At 60.0% G+C, this 16044-nt stretch carries 12 protein-coding genes; 5 read left to right on the forward strand and 7 right to left on the reverse strand.

Features of this window, described 5'->3' with window-relative positions; translation table 11 throughout:
* Positions 1-7: 7 nt before the first annotated feature.
* From KGB23_RS24690 to KGB23_RS24710, 5 genes are read left to right on the forward strand one after another with little or no spacing between them, the layout of a single operon-like run.
* Entirely contained in the window at positions 8-1720 is a 1713-nt protein-coding gene (locus tag KGB23_RS24690) for a DUF2138 domain-containing protein (protein ID WP_223432933.1), read from the forward strand.
* The gene (locus KGB23_RS24695; protein WP_095131398.1) at positions 1705-2355 is read left to right on the forward strand and encodes a DUF1175 domain-containing protein; all 651 of its coding nucleotides are present in this window, start codon (positions 1705-1707) and stop codon (positions 2353-2355) included. Before KGB23_RS24690 ends, KGB23_RS24695 begins: the two co-directional genes overlap by 16 nt.
* Positions 2352-6917 carry an alpha-2-macroglobulin family protein gene (locus KGB23_RS24700; RefSeq protein ID WP_223432934.1) on the forward strand — a complete coding sequence of 1522 codons (4566 nt, stop codon included), beginning with the start codon at positions 2352-2354 and terminating at the stop codon, positions 6915-6917. The genes KGB23_RS24695 and KGB23_RS24700 overlap by 4 nt, the downstream gene beginning before the upstream one ends.
* A 1-nt stretch (position 6918) precedes the next feature.
* Entirely contained in the window at positions 6919-8538 is a 1620-nt protein-coding gene (locus KGB23_RS24705) for a DUF2300 domain-containing protein (protein ID WP_223432935.1), read from the forward strand.
* Positions 8539-8541: 3 nt separating this feature from the next.
* Positions 8542-9357: a YfaP family protein gene (locus KGB23_RS24710; RefSeq protein WP_223432936.1), complete on the forward strand. Its 816-nt coding sequence runs from the start codon at positions 8542-8544 to the stop codon at positions 9355-9357.
* 378 nt (positions 9358-9735) lie between these two features.
* On the opposite strand, the gene KGB23_RS24715 is transcribed toward KGB23_RS24710, so the two are convergent.
* The 7 genes from KGB23_RS24715 to KGB23_RS24745 all read right to left on the reverse strand — a co-directional run bounded on the left by KGB23_RS24715 (position 9736) and on the right by KGB23_RS24745 (position 15929).
* The gene (locus KGB23_RS24715) at positions 9736-10488 is read right to left on the reverse strand and encodes a S24 family peptidase (RefSeq protein WP_223432937.1); all 753 of its coding nucleotides are present in this window, start codon (positions 10486-10488) and stop codon (positions 9736-9738) included.
* 223 nt (positions 10489-10711) lie between these two features.
* Complete coding sequence (gene ppa / locus KGB23_RS24720) at positions 10712-11239, reverse strand: inorganic diphosphatase (protein WP_095130801.1); 528 nt, start codon at positions 11237-11239, stop codon at positions 10712-10714.
* Positions 11240-11352: 113 nt separating this feature from the next.
* Complete coding sequence (locus KGB23_RS24725; RefSeq protein WP_223432938.1) at positions 11353-12165, reverse strand: zinc-dependent peptidase; 813 nt, start codon at positions 12163-12165, stop codon at positions 11353-11355.
* A gap of 6 nt (positions 12166-12171) precedes the next feature.
* Entirely contained in the window at positions 12172-12828 is a 657-nt protein-coding gene (locus KGB23_RS24730; protein ID WP_223432939.1) for a DedA family protein, read from the reverse strand.
* A 293-nt stretch (positions 12829-13121) separates the two neighbouring features.
* Positions 13122-13583 carry a GNAT family N-acetyltransferase gene (locus tag KGB23_RS24735; protein WP_008153569.1) on the reverse strand — a complete coding sequence of 154 codons (462 nt, stop codon included), beginning with the start codon at positions 13581-13583 and terminating at the stop codon, positions 13122-13124.
* Positions 13584-13701: 118 nt separating this feature from the next.
* Positions 13702-14526 carry an ethanolamine ammonia-lyase subunit EutC gene (gene eutC, locus KGB23_RS24740; RefSeq protein ID WP_223432940.1) on the reverse strand — a complete coding sequence of 275 codons (825 nt, stop codon included), beginning with the start codon at positions 14524-14526 and terminating at the stop codon, positions 13702-13704.
* A gap of 8 nt (positions 14527-14534) precedes the next feature.
* The gene (locus KGB23_RS24745) at positions 14535-15929 is read right to left on the reverse strand and encodes an ethanolamine ammonia-lyase subunit EutB (RefSeq protein WP_223432941.1); all 1395 of its coding nucleotides are present in this window, start codon (positions 15927-15929) and stop codon (positions 14535-14537) included.
* Positions 15930-16044: the final 115 nt, after the last annotated feature.

The following is a 16044-nucleotide window of genomic DNA, read 5'->3' on the forward strand; positions in this document are numbered from 1 at the left end:
TGTGAACATGAGCGATAACACTGTTTCTCCGGCCGCTGACGCACCGGCTGCCAAACCTTCCCGGCGCTGGCCAGCCGTCCTGATCGGGCTGTGCCTGGTGGTCGGCGTTGCGGCCGGGTTGGGCTGGTTCATGCACAAACCCAAGGCGCCCCCGGCGGCGTTGGTCAGCGACAAACTGGGCATGAGCCGGCCGGACGGTCTGCTCGAAACCCATTCCTTGAGCCAGTTGCCCAAGGACTTGCTGGCGGTGCCGTTCCTCAAGGAAACCCTGACCGAAGATTTCGTCTTCTATTACGAAGCGCATGCCGATCGCCTCGGCTTGATCGGCAGTCTGCGGCGGATTATTTACGAACATGACCTGAAGTTGCAGGACAGTTTGATCGAGCAGCTCTTCGATCAACCGGCAGACGTGGCGTTGTGGCGTGGGGCGGATGGTCGCCTGAAAGACTTTTTGCTGGTGATGGATCGCGGTGGGCTGGCCAAGGTGCTGGAGCCTTTGGCCAAAGTCGCGCTGGATGATTCGCAGTTGACCAAGCTCGGTGACGTGAAAGTCGGCGCTGACGATGTGGCGCTCTATCAACTCAACTACAACGCCAGCAAAGCCCTGGTGTTCGCCTCCCACGGCGACAAACTGGTGGTGCTGTCGAACCCGACCAAACTCTACGATGCGGAAAGCGGCTCATCGGAAGAGCCAGGCAGCGTTTCGACCAAGGCCATCGCCGCGTTGCTCAATGGCGACAAACTGTTCCCCGAAGCCTTCGGCCTGCCACCGCGCACGCCCGAGGTGAAACAACGCCTGTCGGTGAATTCCAGCGTCCTGGCCATGGGATACCAGCGTTTCATCCCGAACTTCGCCGGCCTGCGCTTCGACATGGACGACAAGGGCTGGCACAGCTTCCTCGCCATGGACGAACTGGACGACCAGCCGGACTTCGATTTCAAACCGATCTGGCAAGCCATGCCGATGGGCGCCAGCGCCTGTGTGGCGCTGCCGCTCGCCGCCGAACAACAGAAACCATTGCTGGTAAAACTCGGCGCCGAAGAAACAGTGGCCCAGGCCCTGACCGAACACATGGCCGGTGCCGCCGGCCTGTGCTGGTACGCCGATTCGCGGTTGTACACGCCGCTGTTGGTGGCCAGCCTGAACGATGATGACAGCGCCAAACTCGACGGCGACCTGGGCAACCTGTTCAGCTCGATGGTCGGTGCCTACGAAGGCAACGTCGAAGAGCACGCATTCCCGGTGGTCGAGAAACAGGAAGGCCCAACCCACCAATGGCAGCGCCAGGTCAGCTCCAACTTCGGCCCTTACAAGGCCAAAGACGCCGAGCAACCGGATGCGATCACCGGGAAGGCGTTCATGAAAGTCAGCTTGGCGCGCCACGGTTCGACGCTGCTGTTTTCCCTCGACGACAAGCTCGTGGACAAGGCCCTCGGTACTCTCGACAAACGCTTCCCGCCGATGGCCGACGTGGTGCCGAAAGACCTGCTGATGCCGGTCTACTTCGGCCCGGATTCGATGGCGCAACTGATGCAACAGGAAACCCTCGACAGCCTGCCGCAGGACATGGAACCGGTGTTTTACAACGCTGCGCAAACCTACCTGATCCCGAAACTGCGCAAGCTCGGCGGCTACGGCAAATACGCCCTGACCTTGCCCGAAGGCAGCGAACCCGATGGCCACTGGCAATGGCTGCCGCTGGAATGGAAAGCCCTGTGACAGCACTCATCCGAGGCCTCGGCTTGCTGGCGTTGCTGCTGGGCACCCGGGCATTTGCCACTGAGGCGCCGCCGCTGGACGTGCAGCAATCCCAGGTGTTCCGCGCCTGGTTCGTGCGCATCGCCCAGGAACAACTGACCCAAGGTCCGAGCCCGCGCTGGTATCAACAGGACTGCGCGGGCCTGGTCCGTTTCGCCGCCAACGAAGCGCTGAAAGTTCATGACGACAAATGGCTGCGCAGCAATGGCCTGTCCAACCGCTACCTGCCGCCGGAACTGCAACTGAGCGAGGCCCAACGCGGCCTCGCCCAGCAATGGCAGCAGGGCGGCGGCAAGGTCGGGCCGTACGTCAACGCGATCAAACTGATTCAGTTCAACAGCCATTTGGTCGGCCGCGATCTGGCGCAAGCCCGGCCCGGTGACCTGATGTTTTTCGATCAGGGCGACGACCAGCACCTGATGATCTGGATGGGCCGTTACATCGCCTATCACACCGGCACCACCACCCCGACTGACAACGGCATGCGCTCCGCAAGCCTGCAGCAACTCATGACATGGAAGGACACCCGATGGATACCCGACGCAGCCAACCCCAACTTCATCGGCGTCTATCGACTGAACTTTCTCTCCCAATGATCGGTGCCCGCATGCTGCGTTTTCTGCCTCTGCTGTTGGTCTTAGTGTTGCCTTTTTCGGAGGTCAACGCCGAAGACACCGTCGAGCCAAGCGGCTACACGCCGGTGGCCGGTGAAAGCTTTTTCCTGCTGGCCGACAGCAGTTTTGCCAGCGACGAACAGGCGATGGTTCGCCTCGAAGCGCCCGGCCGCGACTACCGTCGGTTCCGCATGGAGCCTTACGGCGGCGCCGACATTCGCGTGTACCGCATCGACAAGCCGCTGGATTTTCTCAAGCGCCAAAAGAACCTGCACCGCGTGGTCAGCGACGGCCAGTTCAAGGGCGAAGGCCTGTCGAACACCCTCGCGTATTTGTGGGACAACTGGTATCGCAAATCCCGTCGCGTGATGCAGCGAGCGTTCTCCTACGAATCGCGCAAACAAGTCACCGAGGAAGTCCCGGAACTGAAGATGGGCGCCGCGATGGCCGCGCCAACGCCTTACGACGCTCAGCCGCAATTCGCGCTGATTCCGGGCTTGCCGGTGGTCAGCCAATTCCGCTATCCGCTGTGGCAAGCAAAACCGATCCAGCCGCCGGAAGGCGTTAACCTGGCCGGTTCTTCCAGCGAGTTCGTCAGTGTCTCGCCGGGCAACGTTTACATTCCTTTGGGCAACCTGAAACCGGGTCTGTACCTGGTGGAAGCGCTGATCGGCAAGTACCGTGCGACCACCATGGTCTTCGTCTCCAACACCGTGGCCGTGAGCAAGATTGCCGGTGATGAACTGCTGGTATGGGCCGCGCGCAAACACCAAGGCAGTTCGGTGCCGAAGGTGAATGTGCTGTGGACCGATGGCCTCGGCGTGATGAGCAGTGGCGCCACCGATGCCGATGGTTTGCTGCGACTGAAACACGTCAGCCCCGAGCGTTCGTTCGTGATCGGCGAGGACGAAGAGGGCGGGGTGTTTGTCTCCGAAAACTTCTATTACGACAGCGAAATCTACGACACCAAACTCTATGCCTTCACCGACCGGCCGCTGTATCGGCCGGGGGATTGGGTGTCGCTGAAAATCGTCGGTCGTGAGTTCAAGAACGCCCGCGACTCTGTGCTGCCGACTGCGGCCGACGTCAACGTGACCGTGCTCGATGCCACCGGCACGGCGCTGCAATCGCTGGCGCTGAAACTCGATTCCAAGGCGGGCACTCAAGGTCGGTTCCAGTTGCCGGACAACGCTGTGGCGGGCGGTTACGAGCTGCGTTTCAGCTACAAGGATCAGGCCTACAGCAGCGCCTTCCGCGTCGCCGAATACATCAAGCCGCACTTCGAGATTTCCCTGAACCTGGCCAAGCAGGACTACCGCACCGGCGAACCGGTGAAGGGCAGCCTCGTGCTGCTGTACCCGGACGGTAAACCGGTGGCCAACGCCAAGTTGAGCCTGAGCCTGCGCGCCCAACAACTGTCGATGGTCGACAACGAACTGCAATACCTCGGGCAATTCCCGGTTGAGTTGACCAGCACCGAACTGACCACCGATTCCAAGGGCAACGCGACGCTGGATCTGCCGGCTGCCGAGAAGCCGAGTCGCTACATGCTCACCGTGTTCGCCAGCGACGGCGCGGCGTATCGGGTCAAGACCACCAAGGAAATCCTCATTGACCGCGGCGCGGCGAGTTTCAGCCTGCATGCGCCTCAGCGGTTCAGTGCGGTGGGTGACAAGGTTGCGTTCAGTTATTTGAATGAAGGCGGCAGCGAGCAAAGTAAAGCAGTCACGCCAAGCAGCTACAGTTGGGTGCGCCTGGAAGACCAGAGCACCGGCGAAGGCAAGCTCGCCGCGAAAGATAAAGGCTTCACCTTGGCCTTCGACCGTCCGGGTACTTACAACCTGACGTTGAAGGATGACCATGGTCGCGTGGTGGGAGCCACCGGTCATTCGGTCACTGGCGACGGCGTCAAAGCCGTGCCGGGCACCGTGGAAATCGTCCTAGATAAACCCGAGTACAAGGCTGGCGACGAAGCCCTCGCATTGATCACGTTCCCTGAGCCGATCAGCGATGCACTGCTGTCGCTGGAGCGCGACAAGGTCGAGGCCACAGCGCTGCTGTCCAAGGGCGGCGACTGGCTGAAGATGGAAAAACTCAGCGAAACCCAATACCGCGCGCGGATCCCGGTGAAGGACAATTTTGCGCCGAACCTGACGTTCTCGGTGCTTTACACCAAGGGCGGTCAGTACAGCTTCCAGAACGCCGGCATCAAGGTGATCGCGCCGCAAATCGACGTGGCCATCGCCACCGACAAAGAGTCGTATCAGCCGGGCGATACCGTGTCGGTGGACTTGACCACGCAATTCGCCGGCAAGCCTGTTCCCGCGCACCTGACGGTCAGCGTGGTGGACGAAATGGTCTACGCGTTGCAACCGGAAGTCGCGCCGACCATCGACCAGTTTTTCTACCACCCGCGCCGCAACAACGTGCGCACCAGCGCCAGTCTGTCGTTCATCAGCTACGACGTGGCATTGCCGGGCAGCCCTGGCGCGCCGGGCAAAGCCAACCGTAGCGAGCGGGGCGTGAAAGTGCTGGAGCGGCCGCGTCGTGAAGACGTCGACACTGCCGCGTGGCAGCCGGAATTGCTCACCGACGCCAACGGCAAAACCCGTTTCACCTTCAAGATGCCGGACTCGCTGACCCGCTGGCGCATCACCGCCCGGGCCATCGCCGATGACGGTCAGGTCGGGCAGAAAAAGCAATTCGTACGCTCGGAAAAACCGCTGTACCTGAAGTGGAGCGGGCCAACCAAATTCCGCACAGGCGACAAACCTGATCTGGGTGTGTTCGCTTTCAGTCAGGCCGAGAAACCGGTCAAGGCTGAGCTGGTGATTCATTACGCTGGCGCCGAACAACGCGTCCCCATGACGCTGAATAACGGCATCAACTACATCGCGCTGCCAGCGTTCGCGTTGGCCAGTGGCGAGTGGACAGCTGAGCTGGTGCTGGACGGCAAAACGGCTGATGCATTGGCTGTGCGGCTGATCGCGACCGGCGAAGGTTGGCAGGTGACCCAGAGCCAAAGCCTGGACGTGGCCAGCGGTGATACGCCGCTGACTTTGCCGGCAGATGCGAGCGATATTCGCCTGCGTCTGGACGACAGTCCACAAGCGCTGTTCCGCTCGGCACTCGACGATCTGTTGAGTTATCCGTACGGCGGCGTCGAACAAACGGCCAGTCGTTTGCTGCCGCTGAGCATCGCGTATCCGACCTTGTCGTCGAACCCACAGATCCGTGATCGCTTGCGCCTGATCATGCAGAACAGCCGTCTACGCCTGGTGCAAATGGCCGGGCCTTCGGCGAGCTTCACCTGGTGGGGCATGGACGGTGAGCCGGATGCATTCCTCACGGCTTACGCTTACTACGCCGACTGGCACGCCAGTAAAGTGCTGGAGTTGAGCCTGCCGCCGGAGCATTGGCAGCGGGTGCTGGAGGTTTATTCGAAGCAGGCCAAAAACACACCGCTGTTGCAGCGGGCGCTGATTCTGTCGTTCGCCAAACAGATGCAATTGCCGGTGAACACCTTGCTCAGCGGTTTGATGGATGATCTGTCGAAAGCGGGCGAGGGCAATGCGGCGAACCTGATGGACGATGGCGAAGACAGCATCGTCATGAGCGATCCGGATTCGGCGCTCGGTCTGGCTGCTGCTCGTGCATTGACTGCCTCGTTGGCGAAGCAATCGAAGGTGACTCTGCCGGACGCATTCAGTCGTCAATTGCCAGACGCGCAACAACGATTGGCGGTCAGTTCGCAGCCGTTTGCCGAAGCCTTGAACCTGTCGCTGCAAGCCTTTGATCAGGCTCGCGCGGTAGCGTTGTTGCAGCGTTTGCTGCCACAGCAATCGACCCTGGAACGTGCGTTGGCGCTGACATGGTTGCAACGCAGCATCGAGCAGGCCTCGCCGACCATCGCGCTGGCACCGGGTGAAGGCTGGAAGAAAAAATACGGTGATACCGGGGAGACTTATTGGACGTGGCAGGGGGCTTCGCCAGTGCCAGCAGTGCTGTCGCTGACCGGTGCGCAAGAGCGTCCGTTGCGAGCGGCTTTGAGTTTCCAGACCAAGCAACCGCTGGTAGATCCGATGGCCGTGACCATCACCCGTCGCCTGTCGCGTCTGGTGCCGGGCGACGAAGCCTTCACCTTCAAACTGGAGGCGGTCGGCAACAAACCGTTGTCCAGCGACAGCCTGTATCTGGACGAAGTGATCATCACCAGCAAAGCGGCCAAACCGCTGCGCTACGGCATGCTTGAAGTGCCGCTGCCACCGGGCGCCGATGTCGAGCGCACCACGTGGGGTATCAAGCTGATGGGCAAGGCAGGGACCGAACCGTCCGCGTTGGAGAAAGCGCGTTTCGAGCCGGGACAAATGGCTTACGCGATTCCGGTCGACGCCTTGAGTGGCGAGTTGCGTCTGCGTCATCTGGTGCGCTTCTCGCAGAAAGGCCAGTTCAACCTGCCGCCGGTGCGTTTCACTCAGGTCTACGCGCCACAGCATCAGGCGCAAGAGCAAAAAACGGCGCTCGGCCAGGTCACGGTCAACTGACATGACCCGGCGTTTGCTCTGGTGGTGGCTGTGTCTGATTCCTGCGCTGGCGACAGCGCAGGAGGAGCCGCTGCGGCTGGCTTTTAAAGGTGAGTTGCTGTCGTTGAGCCGGACTCAGGTGATCGCGCGCGAGCCGTTGCCGGCTGATTTGCAGACTCCGCTGGGCAGTGTGTGGAAGTTGTTTGTCTACGGCTGGCTGGTGGATACCGGTGCCCATGAGCCAGCTTACGAATGTCGCGGTCAGTCGAAAGATGAAGTTTATTGCTGCACGGCGGGCGGCAAGATTGAGCGCGATCAGGCGTTGGTGAAGTCTTGCGGTTTGTATTTTGAACCGCAGCGGCTGGGCATTGCTCGCGCTGACTGGCGCACGTATTGGCAGGCGCGGCAGGCACCGGAGTGGTTACTGGATTTGGCTTCGTTGCAGCCTTCCACGCGCGTGTCAGTGACTGAGTTGCTGCGAATGCTGGCCGTGATGCCGGCGCAGGATCAAGCGCGGCGGGTGCTGCTGGATGTGGTATTGAATGCGGCTGACGGCAATGTTGTGGGCGAACTCGGTGGCCGGTTGCGGGTGAAAACCTGGAGCTGGTTGGGGGATCAGGACCCTTCGTCGCGTCAGGGTGGTTTTGCCGGGTGGACGGCGGACGGTACGCCGATTTGGGCCGGTGGACGTGGGACCAGTCAAATGGTCTTGCGTCACTACGGTGGGGCGTTGGCTTCGGTGTTGCCGGTGGATTGGCCTTCGGAGGCGGGACGCTGTGTCGAGGTGGGGCTGTTTTCACGCTATCCCGTCCGACGCGTTCTGGCGGGGGATCGTGTTGTTGAATCCGGGCCCTTGCAAGGCGACTACCGCGTCGAATTCACCAACGGCAATCAACTCGATATCCACAGCGACGGCGAACTGTTTTTGGTCAAAGACAAACTGATCGCCCGTCTGGACCGCGAAGAGTACGTCGCCCGCGTCCTCCAGCGCGAAGCCAGATCCGAACCCGCCGAGGCCGCCAAAGCCCTGGCCATCGCGATCCGCACGTACCTGCTGCAAAACGCCACCCGCAACGGCAACTGCCTGAGCATCGACGACAGCAGCAGCCGACAACGCGTCGCGCCACGTCCAGCTACCGCCGAATCACGCAACATCGCCGCCTGGACCAGCGACCTGGTCCTCGCCGGCAGCACCGTCACCTACCACTCCGACCAGCCCGGCCCGGACAAGCTCTCCTGGCAGCAAGCCGTCGAACAAGCCAACGCTGGCCAACGCTACGACGCCATTCTGCTCCACGCCTACCCTCGCGCCAGCCTCAGCCGCTGGGACAATCCAGTCGCTTCCTGCGAAGCACTCCCCGCCGCGCAGGACTGGCTGCTGAACCAACGCCGCGGCTGGCGTCCGCGGTTGGAAAGCGAGGTTGGCTACAACGAAGTCAGCACCTTCGCCGTCTGCCGCCTGGCCTTCGGCCGCCCCTACGTCGACCGCGAACGCCAGCGCATCTACGTGCGCGGTGTGTTGTCGCTGCAAGACCGCCTCGACCTGACCCACGAATACCTGCACCTGGCCTTCGAAGCACACCCCAACGGCCAGGATGAAACCTACATCGAAGGGCTCGCCCGCCACCTCTTGCTGGAATAGGCCATGAAACTCCGTTATCCACAGGTCTTCCTGTTCCTCTGCTCCTTTTGCGTATGGCCGACGACGTTCGCCGCCGAAAGCGCCGCCAAACTCGACACACCCGTTGGCGGCTGGCGCACCGGCGCGCCTGAAGGCGAAGGCGAAAGCTTTCGCCAGATCGTTAACTACCCGGCCTCCTCGGTGAACACCCCAGTCGGCCAAGCCAATACCGCCCGCATCACCGGGCAAATCAACGCGACGCCCAAGTCCGGTGAGCCGGGCCGGTTGATCGTCAACGGCGTCAGCATGCCGCTGAAGATTGATCCTGCCGGCCGTTTTGATCGCCCGTTCTCGTTTCCCAACGGCAGCAACAGCGTCGAAGTCCGCAGCCCCGATGGCCAGCAACGGCATCGCACGCAATTCCTGAACGCCAGCGGCGGGGCGACTCCGGCGAAGTTGCGGGTGCTACTGGCTTGGGACAGTGATGGCACCGACCTCGACTTGCACCTCATCACCCCCGACGGTGCCCACATCTGGTACGGCGACCGCGTTGCTCCCAATGGCGCTGCGCTCGATGTTGACGTGACGACGGGCTATGGGCCGGAAATCTTCGCCATGCCGGCGCCGATCAAAGGCCAATACCTCGTCTATGTGAACTACTTTGGGGGCGGGTATCGCAGTGATGATGAGGGGCAGGAGGAGGCAGTTCAGCCGCTGACGACGGCGCAAGTCACGGTGATTACAGAGGAAGGGACGCCGAACGAGAAGATGGAAACGTTTCTGGTGCCGATGCGGGCGGTGGGGGAGTTGACGTTGGTTAAGGGGTTTAGTTATCCGTGAGGAAATAGCCTCAGCAGTGCTGAGACTATTAAATTGGTCAGCAGGTTGCTGACCAATTGCATGAATGGTGACGCTGACTCAAAACGCAGGCATTAAAAAGCCGGCTTGTGGCCGGCTTCTCGGGGACTGGCTTGGTTCATTTTTGGTAAACCGCGCCAGCCTTCAAAACGTACACCCGGATCTTGCGTCCGGCTGTGGGACTCGGCGAGAAAATCATCTGCCTTGTCGGTGCGATCTGACGCCGCGAGGCGGGTCGATGCGCAAATGTGGGGCGCAGCATACTGATTTTTTTGCAGAATTCCCAGCGTGGCGTGCGCCCTAGAGCGATTGCGGTTACGTGTAGCAGCGGGCTGCGCCAGCTGCTACACAGTTATGTGTTTACAGAAAAGGTATGGGTGGCCTGCGTTTATTCAGGGTCGACCACCAGAACACCCATCCCAGAACCCTTATGTTTTGTTCTTCGATTTGTGGAGGTCTGAAAACTTCATCCGGGTATTCGGAGCTGTTGTGGCTGCGCATGCGTATCGCGTTGCCTGGTACCCGGCTCAGGTATTTGATGCGCAACATGCCGTCGTGCTCGATTGCGTAAATCTCTCCGTCGACAATTTGCGTGAGCCCGCGGTCGATGGCGACGATGGAGCCATCTTCAATTTTTTCGGCCATGCTGTTGCCAACCATGCGGGCGCAGATAGCATCGGCGTGGTTGATTTCCAGGGAGTCAAGATCGCTGCGCGGCAGACGGATCGATTCGCTGGGGTCTTTGATGACATGGGTTTTGTCGGAGCCGGGGGCAGTGGTCGCTTCTTTGTAAAAGGGTAGTTCGATGTCGACTGGGTCGATGACCCGATAGGTGCCCCGGATTGATTGGGCGTCGAAGGTATTGCCGGAGGCATCGATCAGATGCAATTCCCTGGCGTCTTGCGGTCCTTCGCCGGTTTTCAGCCATTCAGTGTTCACGGACAGTCTTCTGGCGACATCTTCCATGCGGTAGTCAGGAACTCCGCGGGTATACCAGTTATGGACAGTTTGAGGGTCGGAAATACCCAGGAATTCGGCAAATCTCGTTGTCGTGATTTGTAGCTCTCTCAGGAGCATTCTGAATCGTGGGCCGCAGGTTTTGTTCTTTTTCATAAACACGAGTCTAGCCGTGCGGCATAAGGCTTTGATTCAACAAAACGTTCAAATCTGGCGTGAAATTTAAGTCCTGATGTAAGACGTCTTTTGTAAAAATTAAACAAGAAAAAACCGGTTTGCCCGCCAGTTAAATGTGCTGTTGAAGGTGATTTTCAAACGCCCACAAAAAACCCCGGATCAACCGGGGTTCTTCGTTACAGCCGTTCGTGAGAGACGGCTATCAGCCTTTATAGGCAGCAACCGACTTCATGATCTCGGTGCGAGCGGCTTCTGCGTCGCCCCAACCTTCGATTTTCACCCATTTGCCTTTTTCGAGGTCTTTGTAGTTCGCGAAGAAGTGCTCGATCTGCTGGATCAGCAGCTGTGGCAGGTCGCTGCATTCCTTCACGTCGACGTACAGCTGGGACAGCTTGTCGTGTGGCACTGCGATGACTTTGGCATCGCCGCCGCCGTCGTCGGTCATGTGCAGGATGCCGATTGGACGGGCGCGGATAACCGAACCTGGAGCAACCGGGTAAGGGGTCACGACCAGCACGTCGAGGGGGTCACCGTCGTCAGCCAGGGTGTTCGGGATGAAACCGTAGTTGGCCGGGTAGAACATCGGGGTGGCCATGAAACGGTCAACGAACAGGCAATCGCTGTCTTTGTCGATTTCGTATTTGATCGGGGCGTGGTTGGCCGGAATCTCGATCGCGACGTAGATGTCGTTCGGCAGGTCTTTGCCAGCCGGAATCTTGCTGTAGCTCATTGGGCGGTGCCCCCGTTAGTTGACCAAAAACACTTGGCCGGATTGACCAAAAAGTGGCGGCGATTATAGGCATATTCCGCCGCCGTTGCTATGTACCAGAGGTCGTAGAGACCTTAGTCGTGTGCCTGATAGACCGGGTCTTCGGCCAGAAGTTGCCGCAGCCGGGCCAGAGGGTCCTGACGATAAAACATCTTCAGCTGCTCATAGACCTGAGGATACGCCTCGTGCAGCAAATCCGGGGCGCTGAAGAAATATTCGCTGGTGACCGCGAAGAATTCGGCCGGGTTTTCCGCAGCGTACGGGTCGATGGTTGTGTCTGCGTCGGGATTGCGATCCAGTTGCCGATCAAGGTCGTCGTAGGCCTCTTGCATGACCTTGGCCCAGTCGCTGACCCGCATGTCGGCGTGCAGCGGCGGCAGGCCGTTGGCGTCGCCGTTGAGCATGTCGAGTTTATGCGCGAGTTCGTGGATCACCAGGTTATAGCCTTCCCAGCCACCGCTGGCCATCACGCCGGGCCACGCGAGGATGATCGGGCCTTGCTGCCAGGCTTCGCCGCTGTGTTCGCCGTCCCATTCGTGCTCGACGCCGCTGGCATCGCGATGGCGCTGGGGGCTGAGAAAGTCGTCGGGGTAGAGGACGATTTCGTGGAAACCCTGATACCAGTTCAGATCGCCCAGGTGTAGCAACGGCAATTGCGCCTGGGCGGCAAGCAGCAGGCGCTGTTCCTGGTGGAGTTCGACGCCGGGCAGGGCGGTCAAATGTTTGTCCTGGAGGAACAGCACGCTGGCTTCACGCAGCCACCGGTCTTCAGCGGCGCTGAGGCCATCGAGAAAACTCAGGTGATGGCGCACCCGCTGCCACATGTCGTCGGCAATCGGATGTTTGGCCAAGGTGCGCCGGCGACGCCAGGCGCTAAGGGACCACATGGTGAATCAGCGCGATTGGGCTTTGGACGCGGCGTTAGCAAGGCGACTGCGGATCATGCCGATGATCATCGGCACCAGCGACAGCAGGATGATGCCCACGACCAGCAGCGACAGGTTTTGCTTGATGAACGGTACGTTGCCGAAGAAGTAACCGAGGGTCACCAGGCCACCCACCCACAGAATAGTGCCGAGGACGCTGAAGGCGAAGAAACGCGGGTAGGGCATTTTGGCCACGCCGGCGACAAACGGTGCAAAGGTGCGAATGATCGGCATGAAACGCGCCAACGTCACCGTTTTGCCGCCGTGTTTATCGTAGAAGTCGTGGGTTTGCTGCAGGTAGTCGCGGCGGAAGATTTTCGAGTTCGGGTTACTGAACAAACGCTCACCCGCCGTTCGTCCGATCAGGTAGTTGGTGCTGTCGCCAAGGATTGCCGCCAGCATCAGCAGGCCACCCAGCAGCACCGGGTCCATGCCGCCGCCGGCGGCAACTGCGCCAGCGATGAACAGCAGGGAATCGCCCGGCAGGAATGGCATCACCACCAAGCCGGTTTCGCAGAAGATCACCAGGAACAAAATGGCGTAAATCCATGGCCCGTAGTTGGTTACCAGCAAATCGAGGTACACATCGAGATGCAGAATAATGTCGAGCGGGTTGAAATCCATGGAGAGCACCTGTGGTGACGGCCCGACTCGGCAGGCCTGTGCGGATGACTTCGCGAAAGCCTACAGACGGGTGTAGTTTTTCTTACAAGCCGGAAGGTCGGCATTATACGGGCTGACAGGTGAAAATCGCGTTGAGTTTGTAGCGGGGGATGTCCAGGGAGCCACACCGGATGGAGTGGTGCAATCGATTCCTGTGGGAGCGAGCTTGCTCGCGATTCAGGCACCTCGGTGTATCAGTCATCCCGAGGAGAAGCTATCGCGAGCAAGCTCGCTCCCACAATGTTCGATGCGGATCAGAGCTCGTCGCTGATCGGCAACACGTAGTTCTTGAACTCGGTGTCTTCCTTGAACCCGATGGATTCGTAGGTTTTCCGCGCGACTTCGTTGTTGCTGCTGGTGGAAACGCGCATGCGTACAGCGTTGGTTTCCTTGGCCATTTTCTTTGCGGTGCGGATGAGGTTGTCGGCCACCAACTGGCGGCGGGCCTCTTCGGCGACGTAGATGTCGTTGAGAATCCACACGCGCTTAAGCGAAAGGGACGAAAAGCTCGGATATAACTGACAGAAACCCATCAGTTTGTTGCTGTCGTCATCGGCCAGGGCCAGGTAGATCACCGACTCCTTGCGACGCAGGCGCTTTTCAAGGAACGCCCGGGACGAGTCCGGATAAGCCAGGGAGCCATAAAACTCGCGATATTTGACGAACAACGGGGTCAACAGGTCCAGGTGTTCGAGGGTCGCTTGAATAATCCGCATGGTAGGTCTCGTCTTCAAGTGGCTGTCTTCACGTACTGTGACGGCGAACGGTTCTCACTCGGGCGGCCGTGTTTCGATCCTGCCTGAAACTGGATCAGAAACGCAATGCGGAAACGGTTCAGGCATCCGACGAACTCAGTAGGAAATTACCTTTCATGCCTGCTCCAGCGTCCGACTCGAGTGTCTGAACTTGAGCCTCGTCCTTCAGATTGACCCCTGACAACTGTCGCCGACAGGCTTCGCGCATTAAATACAGCAAACGGTGTGCCGCCATGCCGTAACTCAGGCCTTCGAGCCGGACATTGGAGATGCAGTTGCGATAGGCGTCCGTCAGCCCGACCTTTGGATTGTAGGTGAAATATAGCCCCAGGCTGTCCGGGGAGCTGAGACCAGGGCGTTCGCCGATCAGGATCACCACCATTTTTGCACCCAGCAGTTCACCGATCTCGTCGGCTACGGCGACCCGGCCCTGTTCCACCAGAATGACCGGTGAGACGGACCAGCCGTCGCTCACAATCTGATCTTCCATCCGCGCCAGAAACGGCAGGGTATGGCGATGAACGGCCAGCGCCGACAACCCGTCAGCAACGACAATGGCCAAATCGACACCGCCGGGATTGGCCAATGCGTAATCGCGCAGTGCCTGAGCCGACTCTTCACTCAACTTTCGCCCCAAATCGGGGCGTTGCAAATAACTGTTCCGGTCCGTAGCGGCGCTGTGTAGCAGCAAACTGGCGCGCCCGCGTTCAGCCAGTTGTGAGCTGAGCCCCGCATGGTCGAACGGCAAGTGCACCGCATCCCGCGCCTGAGCGTGGGCGTACTGGAAATCCAGTTGCGCGCTGGTCGGCATGCTGGTGCCGGTTCTACCCAAGGCGATCCGCGCCGGCGTCAGGCGACGCAGTTCCAGCAACGGGTTCTGTGGGTCAACGGGTGGTTTATCCATTTCAACACTCATCCCAGTTGCCCCATCGCTTGGCGGAAAGCCGGCGGCAGGCTGTCGCCGAAGTGAATCTTGCCGTCCGCCTGGGTGAAAATACCCATTCTCGCCAGCCATTGTTCGAATTCCGGCGCCGGTTTCAGGCCCAGGGTCTGACGGGCGTAAAGGGCGTCGTGGAACGAGGTGGTCTGGTAGTTGAGCATGATGTCATCGGAGCCGGGGATGCCCATGATGAAGTTGATCCCGGCCACGCCCAACAGGGTCAGCAGGGTGTCCATATCATCCTGGTCGGCTTCGGCGTGGTTGGTGTAACAGATGTCGCAACCCATGGGCACGCCCAGGAGCTTGCCGCAGAAGTGGTCTTCGAGGCCGGCGCGGATGATCTGTTTACCGTTGTAGAGGTATTCCGGGCCGATGAATCCTACGACGGTGTTCACCAGGAACGGTTTGAAATGTCGCGCCACAGCGTAGGCGCGGGTTTCGCAGGTCTGTTGATCGATGCCGTGGTGGGCGTTGGCTGACAGGGCGCTGCCTTGGCCGGTCTCGAAATACATCAGATTCTGGCCCAGCGTGCCGCGATTCAGGCTCAAACCGGCGTCGTAGCCTTCCTGCAGCACGTTCAGGTTGATACCGAAACTGGCGTTGGCCGCCTCGGTGCCGGCGATCGACTGGAACACCAGGTCCAGCGGAACGCCGCGATTTATTGCCTCGATGGACGTGGTGACATGAGTCAGCACGCAGGCCTGGGTTGGAATCTCGTAGCGCTGGATGATCGCGTCGAGCATTTCCAGCATGGCGCAGATGGAAGCGATGCTATCGGTGGCCGGGTTGATGCCGATCATCGCGTCGCCGTTGCCGTACAGCAGGCCATCCAAAATGCTCGCGGCGATGCCGGCCGGTTCATCGGTGGGGTGATTGGGTTGCAGGCGTGTGGATAACCGGCCGCGTAAACCCATCGTTCCGCGGAATTTTGTTACAACACGGATTTTTTGCGCCACCAGCACCAGATCCTGCACGCGCATGATCTTCGACACGGCAGCGGCCATTTCCGGGGTCAGGCCGGGCGCGAGGGCGCGCAGGCTCTGTTCGTCGGCTGCATCGCTGAGCAGCCAGTCGCGAAAGCCGCCGACGGTGAGGTGGCTGACGGCGGCGAATGCTTGTTTGTCGTGAGTGTCGATGATCAGTCGGGTGACTTCATCGGCCTCGTAAGGAATGAGTACTTCTTGCAGGAAGTGGCTGAGCGGGATGTTGGCGAGGGCCATCTGCGCGGCCACACGCTCACCATCGTTGAGGGCGGCGACGCCGGCCAGAAAGTCCCCGGAACGCGCCGGACTGGCCTTGGCCATGACCTCCTTGAGGCTCTCGAAGCGATAGGTCTGGGCGCCGACGGAATGGGCAAATGCGGCCATGGGACGGAGTCCTCCTGATTCTATAAACAACTCAAATACACCACCGAACCCCTTGTGGGAGCGGGCTTGCTCGCGAAAGCGGAGTGTCATCCAGTACATGTGTCGGATGACACAC

The organism is Pseudomonas sp. GL-B-26 (assembly GCF_019947405.1).
Lineage (GTDB): Bacteria > Pseudomonadota > Gammaproteobacteria > Pseudomonadales > Pseudomonadaceae > Aquipseudomonas.